The 13,305-nt window shown below is 33.0% G+C and carries 11 protein-coding genes and 1 pseudogene; 11 read left to right on the top strand and 1 reads right to left on the bottom strand.

The window, feature by feature from the left end; all coding sequences use genetic code 11:
- The first annotated feature begins 125 nt into the window (after positions 1–125).
- The 11 genes and pseudogenes from N4T77_RS06155 to N4T77_RS06105 all read left to right on the top strand — a co-directional run bounded on the left by N4T77_RS06155 (position 126) and on the right by N4T77_RS06105 (position 12,331).
- Complete coding sequence (locus N4T77_RS06155; RefSeq protein WP_261670878.1) at positions 126–959, top strand: LAGLIDADG family homing endonuclease; 834 nt, start codon at positions 126–128, stop codon at positions 957–959.
- Between the two features lie 11 nt (positions 960–970).
- A pseudogene (locus tag N4T77_RS06150) lies at positions 971–1,366 on the top strand (DNA topoisomerase IV subunit B); the annotation flags it as partial.
- A gap of 17 nt (positions 1,367–1,383) precedes the next feature.
- A complete protein-coding gene (locus N4T77_RS06145; protein WP_261670877.1) occupies positions 1,384–4,263 on the top strand; it encodes a DNA topoisomerase IV subunit A in 2,880 nt (959 codons plus the stop codon).
- A 258-nt stretch (positions 4,264–4,521) separates the two neighbouring features.
- Complete coding sequence (locus tag N4T77_RS06140) at positions 4,522–5,226, top strand: MIP/aquaporin family protein (RefSeq protein WP_261670876.1); 705 nt, start codon at positions 4,522–4,524, stop codon at positions 5,224–5,226.
- A 115-nt stretch (positions 5,227–5,341) separates the two neighbouring features.
- The gene (locus tag N4T77_RS06135; RefSeq protein ID WP_261670875.1) at positions 5,342–5,905 is read left to right on the top strand and encodes a glycerol-3-phosphate responsive antiterminator; all 564 of its coding nucleotides are present in this window, start codon (positions 5,342–5,344) and stop codon (positions 5,903–5,905) included.
- A 152-nt stretch (positions 5,906–6,057) separates the two neighbouring features.
- Entirely contained in the window at positions 6,058–7,548 is a 1,491-nt protein-coding gene (gene glpK / locus N4T77_RS06130) for a glycerol kinase GlpK (protein WP_261670874.1), read from the top strand.
- A gap of 145 nt (positions 7,549–7,693) precedes the next feature.
- Positions 7,694–7,870 (top strand): DUF4083 family protein, encoded by a 177-nt coding sequence (locus N4T77_RS06125; RefSeq protein ID WP_261670873.1) that lies wholly within the window; start codon positions 7,694–7,696, stop codon positions 7,868–7,870.
- 20 nt (positions 7,871–7,890) lie between these two features.
- Complete coding sequence (locus tag N4T77_RS06120; RefSeq protein WP_261670872.1) at positions 7,891–8,466, top strand: DJ-1 family glyoxalase III; 576 nt, start codon at positions 7,891–7,893, stop codon at positions 8,464–8,466.
- A gap of 224 nt (positions 8,467–8,690) precedes the next feature.
- On the top strand, positions 8,691–10,529 hold the full coding sequence (locus N4T77_RS06115; protein ID WP_261670871.1) for an APC family permease: 1,839 nt from the start codon (positions 8,691–8,693) through the stop codon (positions 10,527–10,529).
- A 197-nt stretch (positions 10,530–10,726) separates the two neighbouring features.
- Positions 10,727–11,974: a pitrilysin family protein gene (locus N4T77_RS06110; RefSeq protein ID WP_261670870.1), complete on the top strand. Its 1,248-nt coding sequence runs from the start codon at positions 10,727–10,729 to the stop codon at positions 11,972–11,974.
- Positions 11,975–12,115: 141 nt separating this feature from the next.
- Complete coding sequence (locus N4T77_RS06105; protein ID WP_261670869.1) at positions 12,116–12,331, top strand: heavy-metal-associated domain-containing protein; 216 nt, start codon at positions 12,116–12,118, stop codon at positions 12,329–12,331.
- 73 nt (positions 12,332–12,404) lie between these two features.
- On the opposite strand, the gene N4T77_RS06100 is transcribed toward N4T77_RS06105, so the two are convergent.
- Positions 12,405–13,154: a SagB/ThcOx family dehydrogenase gene (locus N4T77_RS06100; RefSeq protein WP_261670868.1), complete on the bottom strand. Its 750-nt coding sequence runs from the start codon at positions 13,152–13,154 to the stop codon at positions 12,405–12,407.
- Positions 13,155–13,305: the final 151 nt, after the last annotated feature.

The raw sequence follows: 13,305 nt of genomic DNA, 5'->3' as shown, positions 1-13,305 counted from the left end.
AATCCGAAGCGCAAGGCTCTTCAGTTTCTATTGAAGATGATGATATGATCTATGCCCTATAAGTCTAGAAAATATTTATATATTAGTGATTAAATGAAAGCTACCACCGATATGGAGGTGTGCGAATGGGAGGAAAGTATCAACTATCTAGTGAAGAACTTAATAAGATAATTAATGATTATTTATCTGGAAAAACACTCAGGCAGATGGAAAAAGAATCTACACACTGTAAGGCATACTTATCTAAAGTTTTGAGAAAAAGTGGAATAAGTATTAGGGATAACACCTTAAATAGTAGAAAATATACACATAATGAAAACTTTTTTGAGCAGATAGACAATGAGATTAAGGCCTACTGGCTTGGCTTTATATATGCAGATGGGTTTATAGAGTCAAAACGAGACTCGAATAGCCAAAAGTTAGGAATAACATTAAGTGCTATTGATGAAAGTCATCTGTATAAATTTAAAACCCATATAGAAGCTACAAATCCTATCAAGACATATATTGGTAGTGGATATAATTCTAATGGGAGATTTACTAAGATACTTTTGACAAGTCAGAAAACAGTAGTGGATTTGAAAAAATTAGGTGTTATAGAAAATAAAACTAAGAATTTAAGTTTTCCAAATGAGCTTATAGTACCAAATAATTTAATTAGACATTTTATAAGAGGATATTTTGATGGAGATGGTACTATTTATTGTTCACAAGATAAAAAATATGATCATTTTAGTTATCAATTAAGTTTTACAGGAACAAAAGAAATAATAGATGGTATTAGAAAGTTTTTTAATAAAAGGGTTGTCATTAAAACTAGACATAATGCTTTTTATATGAATATAGGAGGAAATCATCAAGTTAAAGATGTATTAAGCATTTTATATGCAGATTCCTCAGTGTATTTAGAAAGAAAATATAATAAATATCTAGACTTATGCAAATATATCGAAAGATAGGGTAGTAACAGGTAGACGGGTACCACATTAGAACATTATGGATGACATATATATACAGGTATATGAGACCATTGATTGCAAATGGGCATCTTTATTTAGCTCAACCACCACTATACAAAGTGTATAAACAGGCAAAAGGTAAAGAAATACTAAAATATGCTTACAGTAATGATGAGTTAGAAAAGGCAATGAAAGAAGTAGGAAAAGGTGCATTACTTCAAAGATACAAAGGCCTTGGGGAAATGAATGCAGAGCAGCTTTGGGAAACTACATTAAATCCTGAGACAAGAACTCTACATCAAATAACCATAGAAGATGCAGCAAAGGCAGAAAAAATGGTGTCATTGCTTATGGGAGACGTAGTAGCACCAAGAAAAAGTTATATGTATAAATACGCAGAGTTTTAAAGGGAGGAATTAGTATAATGGCGAAAAAGCAGACAGTAATTCCACGTGATAATAATATAGTAAAAGTTTCTATTGAAGAAGCTATGCCAGAGAACTATCTTCCTTATGCAGTAGAAGTAGCTAAAGACAGAGCACTTCCGGATGTAAGGGATGGATTAAAGCCAGTACATAGGAGAATAGTATATGGTTCCTATATGCTTAAGGCTTTTCCAGATAAACCTTACTACAAGTCAGCAAGAATAGTAGGGGACATATTAGGTAAATATCATCCACATGGAGATACATCAGTATATGATGCCATGGTTATATTAGCTCAAGATTTCAATACAAGAAAACCATTGATAGATGGACAAGGAAACTTTGGAAGTATGGATGGAGATAGTGCTGCGGCGATGCGTTACACTGAAGCGAGACTTACGCCTATTGCAATGGAAATGATAAGAGACATAGAAAAGGGAGTAGTTAATATGGTAGATAACTACTCTAACTCAGAAAAAGAACCTGAGGTTTTGCCAGCAAGGTATCCTAATCTTCTTGTAAATGGAGCCTTTGGTATAGCGGTAGGACTTGCCACCAATATACCACCCCATAATTTAGGTGAAGTAATAGATGCAACTATTGCAGCAATCGATAACCCAGAGCTAAACACCAAGGAACTAATGGAGTATGTAAAGGGACCAGATCTTCCTACAGGGGGGATTTTAATAGGAAAGAATTCTTTAATTTCTGCCTACGAAACAGGAGAAGGAAGGGTTACTTTAAGAGCAAAAACTTTAATAGAGAAACTAGAAAACGGAAGAGTTGGAATAGTTATAACAGAGTTTCCTTTTAGAAGAAGCAAGGCAAAGCTTCTTCAAATTATTTCAGAAATGACTGCAGATAAAAAACACTCAAAAGCATTGGAAGCTATTTCTGATATTAGAGACGAATCGGATAGAACTGGAATTAGAGCAGTAATAGAGTTTAAGAAATCTGCTGATGAGGAAACTGCTGATAAGGTTCTTAAATACCTATTTAAGAGAACGGATTTACAGTGTAATATTTCCTTTAATATGGTTGCCATAGCGGAAGGAAAACCTCAGACCTTGGGGTTAAAGTCAATACTACAGCACTACATAAATCACCAAAAGATAGTTGTTACAAAAAGATCCGAAAGAGAATTACAGATAGCTGAAAAAAGATTTCATGTAATTGAAGGATTCATAAAAGCCATAGGAATAATGGATCAGATTATAGAAACTATAAGGGCTTCAAAATCTAAAAAAGATGCAGCCAATAACTTGATGGAAAAATTCAGCTTTACTGAAGTTCAAGCAGAGGCAATATTAGAGCTTATGCTTTATAGGCTTACGGGACTTGAAATTGTAGCCTTTGAAAAGGAATATAAAGAATTAGAGAAGGAAATAAGAAGACTTAACAAAATACTAGGAAGTGAAAAAGAACTTTTAAAGGTTATAAAAAAAGAGCTTCTGGAAGTAAAAGGAAAATATGGTGACAGTAGAAAAACAGCTATAGTTGAAAATGATGAGGAAGCGAAGATTGATATAGAAGAGCTTATAGTAGAAGAGGATATAGTAGTAACTATGTCTAATGAAGGTTTTATTAAAAGAATTCCGCTGAAGACATATAACCGTTCTAATGTGGAAGTGGAGGACATAGAATATAGAGAAGGAGATTATAATAAACTCCTTATAAATTCAAATACTAAGGATATTTTAATGTTCTTTACCGATAAAGGAAATATGTATCAGCTTAAAGGGGTAAATATTCCTGAATTTAAGTGGAAGGAAAAGGGAGAAAGGTTAGACTCCTTAATAAGAGGTTTGGATTTAGCTCAGGAGAGAATTATAGCAGTTCATCCTATTTCTAGCTTTTCAGATGAGAAAGATTTTATGTTCTTTACCAGCACTGGAGTTATGAAAAAGACGAGCATAGATAAATTTATAACAAACTATACAAAAATTATGGCCCTTAAGCTTAAAGCAGAGGAAAACTTAATAGATGTTAGGTTATTTGATAAAAATAGGGATGAAAGATTTATAAATGTAATCACTGAAAAGGGATTGTATTTTACTGTAGAAGAGCCAAAAATTGAGTCTGTAGACAGAAATATAATAGGTACTCAGCTATTTACCTTACCTTCAAAAGATAGAGTAGTTAAGATAGAATTTGTTAATGAAGCTCTTCATAGAAGCTTTAGTATATCTATAGATAAGTTAGGTGTAATTAAGGTTTCTGAAAGACAGCAATCTGGCAGAGCAATTAGCACTTTAACCAACACAGCAAGTAGAATTTTAATTTTTTCTAAGGACGGTATGGTATACTCCATACCAGCAGTGATGCTTCAAAATTTAGATAAAAAGGGTGTAAGTATAAATGAGCTTTGGGAGGATATGGACAGAAAGAACATAATAAGTATGCTTTCAGTAGATAACTTTAATGAAGCCTCAAGTATTTACTTTTTTACAAGTAAGGGTATGGTAAAGAAAACAGCCTTAAGTGAATTTGACGGAGACTACTTAAAAACTTTATGCTATAAATTTAAAAGTGATAAAGATACATTAATAGGTATTAAGTATGTTAAGAATGGCGAGGAAGAGGTTGTTTTAATAACTAAAAAGGCTATGGCTATAAGATTTTCAGGAGAGAGCGTAAGTTATATGGGTAAAATTGCATCAGGAGTAACTGGTATAAGCCTTAAGGATGACGATGAAGTAATTTACGCTGATATACTTCAGAGTGAAAAGGATAAAGATAGGGTATTTATGCTAAAGTCAGAAAAGGGTAGTGAAGGAAAGATAAATATTAGGGAACTTAAGATTCAGAATAGAGCAGGAAGAGGGAAAAGCTTAATGCTTGTAGTTATGGATGATGTAATAACTGAAATAAAGTTATAATATTAATATGAAATTGTTAAAAAGTTAACCAAATTTTCAGATAAAAAACTGTTGCAAATTGTAGAACAGGTAATTATAATTAAACTATAATGTTAATATTGAGGCAGAGAATTAGAGAGCCGCATTTAAAAGGGTATGTTAGTGTACTTTTTTAAGTGTGGCCTTTTGTGCTAGTACAAGCCTTAAAAATTGGTCTTAATGTAATCGATTACCAATATTTACATTAAAAATTAAATATATATTTTGGGAGGGAATGTTATGTCAAGTTTAATGGCGGAGTTCATTGGAACAATGATCCTGATACTTTTAGGAGATGGAGTTGTAGCAAACGTCTTACTTAAGAAAAGTAAGGGAGAAAATAGCGGATGGATAGTTATAACAACTGGCTGGGCTTTAGCGGTAATGATACCAGCGTTCATATTTGGAAGTGTAAGTGGTGCACACTTTAACCCAGCACTTACAATAGCTTTAGCAGCTATAGGTAAATTCTCATGGGCTCAAGTTCCTGGCTATATAATAGCACAAATGTTAGGAGCAATTGTTGGAGCAGCTTTAGTATGGTTAACTTATCTTCCTCATTGGAAGGAAACAGAGGACAAGGGTGCAAAGCTTGGAATATTCTGCACAGGTCCTGCTATTAGAAGCTATGGAGCTAACTTTTTAACAGAAGTAATTGCAACAGCGTTATTAGTATTCGCTATATTAGGAATAGGTACACAAAAACCAGCTGAGGGACTATCAACTTTTGTTGTAGGTGGATTAATTTGGGCATTAGGTTTATCCCTAGGAGGACCAACAGGATATGCATTAAACCCAGCTAGAGATTTAGGTCCAAGAATAGCTCATGCTATATTACCAATAGCAGGAAAAGGAGATTCTGATTGGGCATACTCTTGGGTTCCAATTTTAGGACCAGTTGTAGGAGGCGTTTTAGCAGCACTAGCATTTGTAGCAGTGTTTTAATAAACAAATTACCTAAAATTATTACATCAGCATCATACCCTTGCAAGAAGATTCAAAAGTGATAAAATTATAGGATATACTAAAGAATAGAATATAATTAAAAGGGGTGCTGAATATGAATATGTTAAGAGAAATGTTGATGGAAAATCCCATCATAGCAGCTATAAGAGATAACAAAGAGTTAGAAAAGGTTTTTAAAAGTAAAGCAAGTATAGTTTTTGTACTATACGGTGACATTTTAACTATTCCAAAGATATGTCAACGTCTTAAGGAAAATAAAAAAACTGTATTTATTCATGTGGATCTTATCGAGGGGCTAAGAGGAGATTCTGCAGGAATCAAATATGTGAAGGAATATGTCAAGCCGGATGGAATAATAAGTACTAAAACTTCAAATATTAAATATGGTAATGCACTAGGAATGTACACTATACAAAGAATTTTTGTTATAGATTCACTTTCTTTAAAAACAGGGATAAAAAACATTCTAGATATAAAGCCTAATGCAGTAGAAGTAATGCCTGGGGTTGCAAGTAAAATAATAAGCTTTTTAAATAAGGAAGTTAGGACTGATATTATAGCAGGCGGCCTTATTAAAAATAAGAAGGATGTTATGGATTCCCTTGCAGCAGGAGCTATTGCTATATCTACTACTGAACAGGAGTTATGGGAATTATAAGTATTTTAAATTGTTTTAAAAATAATAACTGAGTATTATTGCTATAAAAGGTTTAGGTGTTGATTTCTTCTTTATTAAGTTTTGTATAGGGATTATTAGAAATCAACACTGATAAAATAAGTGAAAACGTTATTAATATTGGAGGGTGTAAAATGGCAAAATATATTATGGCATTAGACCAAGGAACAACTAGTTCAAGATGTATCTTATTTAATGAAAGAGGTTTAGTTGTTAGTTCAGCACAAAAAGAGTTTAAGCAAATATATCCAGAAGCTGGATGGGTAGAACATGATCCAATGGAAATATGGGCAACTCAGTTCAGCGTGGCAACAGAAGCATTATTTAAAGCTAATATAAGTGCTGAGGATATTTCAGCCATAGGTATTACAAACCAAAGGGAAACTACAGTAGTTTGGGACAGAAGAACAGGCCTACCAGTTTATAATGCAATAGTATGGCAGTGTAGAAGAACAGCAGGCATTTGTGATGAGTTAAGGGAAAAAGGTATAGATAAAGTTATTAAAGATAAAACTGGTTTGATTTTGGATGCATATTTTTCAGCTACTAAAGTAAAATGGATACTTGATAATGTACCAGGAGCAAGAAGAGAAGCTGAAAAAGGAAATCTTGTATTTGGTAACGTAGATACATGGCTTATTTGGAACCTAACAAAAGGAAAAGTTCATGTGACAGACTATACAAATGCATCAAGAACAATGCTATTCAATATACATGAATTAAAGTGGGATAAGGAACTATTAGAGATTTTTGATATACCAGAATCAATGCTTCCAGAAGTAAAACCTTCAAGCTGTGTTTATGGAGAGACTGATCATGCATTATTTAACACATCAATTCCAATAGCAGGAGATGCAGGAGATCAACAAGCTGCATTATTCGGACAAACTTGCTTTAAACCAGGAACAGCCAAAAATACTTATGGTACAGGATGTTTCCTTCTTATGAACACAGGAGAAAAAGCAGTTGAGTCTAAGAATGGACTTTTAACAACCATAGCTGTTGGTATAGATGGAAAAGTTGAATATGCCCTTGAAGGAAGTATATTTATTGGAGGAGCTTCTATTCAATGGTTAAGAGATGAGCTTAGAATGATAAAATCAGCATCTGAGACAGAAAAATACTGTACAGCTGTAGAAGATACAAATGGAGTTTATATGGTTCCAGCCTTCGTTGGAATAGGTGCACCATACTGGGATCAGTATGCTAGAGGAACTATTGTTGGTTTAACTAGAGGAACTAAAAAGGAGCATTTTATAAGGGCTACGGTAGAATCATTAGCATATCAAACTTATGATGTATTAAAGGCTATGCAGGAGGATTCGGGAATAGAACTTAAGGCATTAAAGGTAGATGGAGGAGCATCAGCAAACAACTTCTTAATGCAGTTCCAATCTGATGTATTAGGAGTACAGGTAGATAGACCAGAGGTTATTGAAACTACTGCATTAGGTGCAGCTTATCTTGCTGGTATTGCTGTAGGATACTGGAAGGATAGAGATGAGGTAGCTAAGAATTGGGCTATATCTAAGAATTTTGAGTCAAATATGGCTGATGAAAGAAGAGAAGAATTATTAAAAGGATGGCATGAAGCTGTTAAGAGATCTATGGGATGGGCTAAATAATAGTCTATGATGTGGACGTAACTTAGAGGGATACCTTAAGTTACGTCCTTTTTGTTTTTAGGTTTAACAAGAGTTTTGTAATTAATTAACTATTTTATGATATGCTTAGTATATATTAAATAACATAGTGAATGGAGGTTTCAGCATGGAGATTAATTTTAGTCAGTTTATCGTCACAATTATTAACTTTGCTATACTAATTGGTATAATATTTATTATAGTAAAAGTAGTTAAATCTATAATAAATATTTCTAATTCTGTAGCTAATATAGAAAAAAAGCTAAATAGCATATTACAATTGCTAGAAAAGGAAAAAATATAATTTAAAAAGGAGAGATCTACATGAAAAAGGCAATAGTTTTACTAGCAAAGGGTTTTGAGGAAGTGGAAGCTCTTACGGTAGTAGATGTTTTAAGAAGAGGAGGAGTACACTGCATTACTTGTTCAATAAATGAGGATGCTGAAGTTCTAGGTTCCCACAGCATACATGTAAAAGCTAATAGCCTATTAGAAAAGGTTGATTTCCACAAATATGATGTATTAGTTATTCCAGGAGGTATGCCTGGAGCTGCTAATCTTAGAGATAGTGAAAAGGTAATTGAGCTTGTTAAGAAGTTTAATAGTGATAATAAAATCATAGCTGCAATATGTGCAGGACCAATAGTTCTAGGTAGAGCAGGAGTATTAACTGGCAAGAAAGTTACATCTTATCCTGGCTACGAAGGAGAACTAGGAGATATAAGATATTGTGAAGAGATTGTAGTTCAAGATGGCAACATTATAACTAGTAGAGGACCTGCAACTGCTATGGATTTTTCCTTTAAAATATTAGAGAACTTAACAGATAAAGAAACTGTAGAACAGCTTAAAGAGGCTATGCTCATAACTTTTGTGCAGAATAAGCTAATAAATGAATAATAGAAAACATTAATTGTAAAGTTTTGAAAATGCTGATAATAGACCTATAGCTAGAAACTTTGATTAAGATTTATAAAGAACAAACCTATACCTTTAATTGGAGATAACTGACTTAAAACAAGCTAAAAACATAAAAAATAGGATTATGAAATAAATTTAGGATGGTATATAATCATTCCATACCTTAAAAGTTTATAAAAAATTAATATTTAGAGGTGTGGAAAATGGAATTTAAATTAGGAAGACTACTCATAGGCAGAACCTTAAAAACGGAGGAATTGAAGGATGAAAAGTTCAATAAGTTTTGGGGGCTGCCTATTTTATCTAGTGATGCTATATCTTCAGTAGCTTATGCAGGAGAGGAAATCTTGTGGGTACTTGTACCTATTATAGGGCTAATGTCATATAGATATATGTTCTATGCTGCTCTATGTATAGTATTTCTTATGTTTATGTTAGTATTTTCTTATAGACAAACTATAGACAGTTATCCAAATGGTGGAGGGGCTTATATAGTTGCTAAAGAAAATCTGGGAACAGTGCCAGGGCTGGTTGCTGGCGGAGCACTTACTATTGACTATATATTAACCGTTGCAGTAAGTACCAGTGCAGGAACGGCGGCAATAACATCTGCTTTTCCATCATTATTAACCCATAAGATCTCTATAACCTTAGGGCTTATATTGCTTATGACCATAGGAAACCTTAGAGGAATAAGAGAATCCTCAAAAATTTTTGGTATTCCTACTTACTTCTTTATGATTTCGGTACTAGCTATGATAGTTACAGGGGTTGTTAAAGTATTTGTATTTGGCTATACTCCTCAAACCTTATATGAAGTTCCTAAGGTGACAGGGGATATAACAATTATACTATTTCTTAAAGCATTTGCTTCCGGGTGTACTGCTTTAACAGGTATAGAAGCTGTAAGTAACGGTATACCAAGCTTTAAAGAGCCAGCACAGAAAAATGCAAAAATAGTTTTAGGCTTACTTGCATCTATTGTTTTAATGATATTTGGCGGATTATCTTATTTAGCTACCTTATATCACGCAGTTCCAAATTCAGAGGTTACAGTTATTGCTCAAATAGCTGCTCAGGTATTTGGTACAGGTTTTATGTTCTATGTAATCCAGGCAACTACTGCAATAATATTAATAATGGCAGCAAACACTGCCTTTGCAGGACTTCCATTACTTTTAGCTCTTATGGCTAAAGATGGCTTTGTACCAAGACAGTTTACAAAAAGAGGTAAGAGACTAGGATTTTCTAATGGTATTATAGTTTTAGCAGTTTTAGCATCTATCCTAGTAATACTATTTAGAGGAGATACACACCTTCTTATGCCTCTATATGCTGTAGGTGTATTTGTATCCTTTACCTTATCTCAAACTGGAATGTTTACTAAGTGGGTTACAGAAAAGAAAAAGGGCTGGAGACATAAGGCCTTTGTAAATGGGCTAGGGGCATTGGTGACTTTTATCACTGTAATAATAATTGGAGTAACAAAGTTCTTTCATGGAGCATGGATTGTGTGTATATTAATACCTATATTTGTGACTACAATGTTAAAGATTAGGGCTCACTACATCCATGTTGCTGAACAGTTAAGGCTTACTGTTTATGAAAGACCAAAGGCAGTAGATTTAGCGGAGCAAAAAAGATACGTTATAGTTCCTATAGATACTTTAAATAAGTCTTTTTTAAAGGCATTAAACTATGCCAGAACTATGTCAGAAAATATAATTGTCTTCCACGTATCTGTAGATGAAGAGTGTACAGAAAAACTTCTTAAGAAGTGGGAGGAATATGGAGTAGGTATACCTATAGTTGTTAAAAAGTCTCCATATAGGAATATAGTTGGACCTTTAGTTAAGTTTATAGAGTCTGAAGAATATGCAGCAGGACCGATGGATACAATAACCGTTGTAATGCCGCAGTTTGTAGTTACAAAGTGGTGGGGAAATATACTTCATAATCAAACAGCACTACTGGTTAAAACCATGCTGCTTAGAAGGAGAAATATTGCCATGGTTACTATACCTTATATAATAGAAGAATAAGGTTTTGCTAAAAAGTAAACAAATATGTAACAGTGACGACACAAATATGTAACAATTATCATTTATAATAATAAGTGACCTAGGTAAGCAGCTTAGGAAAAACAATATAATGAGTCCCCTTGTTATATAGAGAAGATAAGCACTGGTATAGATACTGGTGCTTATTTTATTTTTGATTTAGAGAGGTGGAAATGAATTTGAATAAATACATATTAGATAATGGAGTGAAATTAATTTATGAACATCGCCCAGCAGGCATAACATCCTTTTGTATAGGCTTTAACGGTGGAGCTATAGAGGAGACTGATGAATTTCCATTAGGAACTGCTCATGCTGTAGAGCATATGGTATCAAAAGGAACAAAAACAAGAAGTGAAAAAGAAATAAATAACCTATGCGACAAAATATTTGGCTTTGAGAATGCTATGACCAACTTTCCCTATGTTATATATTATGGAACTTCTCTATCAGAGGATTTTAAAGCAGGTTTTGAACTTTATTCAGATATAGTTTTAAATCCTGCTTTTAGAAAAGATGGTTTTAAAGAAGAGATGAACATTATATTAGAAGAACTTAAGGAGTGGAAGGATGACATATATCAGCATTGTGAAGACAGCCTTCTTTATAATGCCTTCAATAATAAGAGAATAAAAAATTTGATAATAGGAACTGAAGAAAGTGTGAAGTCTATTACCTTAAAGCATATAAAAGATTTTTATCAAAAGTATTATGTTCCAGAAAATTGCGTTATAAGTGTATGTTCTTCTTTAAGCTGTGAGCAGATATTGTCAGTGGTAAAAGAATATTTTGGACAGTGGTTAGGAAAAAATGAGGTAATCTCTACAAATATAGATAAGAGTAAAAGTAACATAAAGATGGAAAGGAATATGGCAGGGATATTTGAAGAAAAATCAGGATCTATAGGAGGAGCTAAAATTCAGTACTTATTTAATATTGAAGAACTAGAAGAAAATGAATTAAAGGCTTTAACTTTGTTTAATGCTGCCTTCGGAGAGGGAACAAGCAGTGTACTTTTCGAGGAGATAAGAACCAAAAATGCTCTTGCCTACGATGTAGGGAGCTACATAAAAAACGAAAGAGGAATTAAAATTTTCACCATTAATCTAGGAACTTCAGAGGATAAAGTGCAAAAGGCCTTGGATATTATAGGTAATAAGATTGAAGAATTAAAAAAATTAAAGGGATATTTTAATGAAGAGAGAATAAAAGAATTAAGCAAAAATATCAAGCTTAAAAGACAGCTTAAACTGGAAAAGTCCATTCAGCTATGCAAGGAGCTTACTACCTATGAGCTTATGTATGATAGAGCAGAAAGGATTTATGAGGAGGTTGATGGATTACAAAGTATTAGTGAGGAAAATATACTAGAGGTTATAAGGAAGGTATTAATAAATCCAACTATACAAATTATAACAAAAGGTTAAAGGGCTAGGTGATTATAATAGTTCCTTGGAACAGAGTTATAACAAAAATAATATTATAGTAATACATTGTAAATTGTTATAAAACCTGTAAAATTGGATAAAACTATTATTTAAAAATACAATAAAAAGGGGCGAATAAAAATGAAAAAGATATTAACTATTGAGGGAATGAGCTGTATGAAGTGCGTAAGACAGGTTCATGATGCATTGGTAGAGCTCCCTGGGGTAACCTCAGTAAACATAGATTTAAGAACAGAAACTGCATTTGTAGAAAGCAGAACCAGTATAGATGATAATAAAATTAAAGAGGCAGTAGATGACACTGGTTATGAAGTAACAGATATAGAGAAGATATAACTAGCAATCTTTAGCAAATGGGGCATTTGCCCCAATTAATTCTGCATTTCAGCAGCCTATAATCTACACAGACTTACTTTACTTTTCCTACTGCAGCTAAATAGATAGTGAATTCATTGTTTCCATCTACACCAATCAGTCTATCCATTTGATCTTGATCATAAGCAGCTATAGCACAGGTACCAGCATTTATGGATTCTGCTGCAAGGTAAATATTTTCGCACACATGACCAGCATCTATAGCAATAAGTTTAGCGGAAGCTATACTATATCTCCACTCCATTCTGTAAGGAATAGTAGACCATATAAAAGTTACTGCACTGTTTGATACAAACTTTTGGTTTAAAACAGCAGAATTAAGCTTATCTGCAAGGTTATTGTCAGAGTATAAAAATAGTAATTTATGTTCTAAGGGTAAGTATCTATAAATTCCTTTTTCCAAGCCTTCTACATTTAATACTGCCAGATAAGTCTCAAAGGAATGTCTAGCACCAGCAGAAGGTACTGTTCTTAAAGTTGCATAACCTTTATTCACTATTTTCTTAACTCCTTGAGCGCTCCATAGAAGATAGGATAATTCTTCTATAGTTAAAGTATCTTCTGAAAAAACTCTTCTACTTTTTCTGAATTTTAGAGAATCCAAGACGCTCATAGAACCACACTCAAAGGCATCAGCAGAAACTAAGTCTATTAATTTAGGTGAAGCTGGACAGCTCTTTTGAACAGCTGGTTGAGGTAATTCCTTATCTTGGTCTGTTTCAATCTGTTTTAATTCTTCAAAGGCATCTGCTTTTAAAAAATTTTTTAAAGTTTCTTTATTCATAGGTACCATCCACCTTTCTATTTTATTATTTACTAGTAATACATATTATATTTGTATTATACCACTATAGTAATAAATTTCCATATTATAAATAAAAAGATGATTTATTTATTAATCAATATTATTGTTAACATGGTATAATATTTACGGA

This window comes from Clostridium sp. CX1, assembly GCF_025398335.1.
In the GTDB taxonomy this organism is placed as follows: domain Bacteria; phylum Bacillota; class Clostridia; order Clostridiales; family Clostridiaceae; genus Clostridium_AM; species Clostridium_AM tanneri.
The sequence above is the reverse complement of the archived record's forward strand: the minus strand, read 5'-3'. Positions and strand labels throughout refer to the sequence as shown.

Bases quoted from the DNA above. Each gene is read 5' to 3' on its own strand.
- N4T77_RS06155 (WP_261670878.1), top strand. From the start codon at position 126: ATGGGAGGAAAGTATCAACTATCTAGTGAAGAACTTAATAAGATAATT.
- N4T77_RS06145 (WP_261670877.1), top strand. From the start codon at position 1,384: ATGGCGAAAAAGCAGACAGTAATTCCACGTGATAATAATATAGTAAAA.
- N4T77_RS06140 (WP_261670876.1), top strand. From the start codon at position 4,522: ATGTCAAGTTTAATGGCGGAGTTCATTGGAACAATGATCCTGATACTT.
- N4T77_RS06135 (WP_261670875.1), top strand. From the start codon at position 5,342: ATGAATATGTTAAGAGAAATGTTGATGGAAAATCCCATCATAGCAGCT.
- glpK (WP_261670874.1), top strand. From the start codon at position 6,058: ATGGCAAAATATATTATGGCATTAGACCAAGGAACAACTAGTTCAAGA.
- N4T77_RS06125 (WP_261670873.1), top strand. From the start codon at position 7,694: ATGGAGATTAATTTTAGTCAGTTTATCGTCACAATTATTAACTTTGCT.
- N4T77_RS06120 (WP_261670872.1), top strand. From the start codon at position 7,891: ATGAAAAAGGCAATAGTTTTACTAGCAAAGGGTTTTGAGGAAGTGGAA.
- N4T77_RS06115 (WP_261670871.1), top strand. From the start codon at position 8,691: ATGGAATTTAAATTAGGAAGACTACTCATAGGCAGAACCTTAAAAACG.
- N4T77_RS06105 (WP_261670869.1), top strand. From the start codon at position 12,116: ATGAAAAAGATATTAACTATTGAGGGAATGAGCTGTATGAAGTGCGTA.
- N4T77_RS06100 (WP_261670868.1), bottom strand. From the start codon at position 13,154: ATGAATAAAGAAACTTTAAAAAATTTTTTAAAAGCAGATGCCTTTGAA.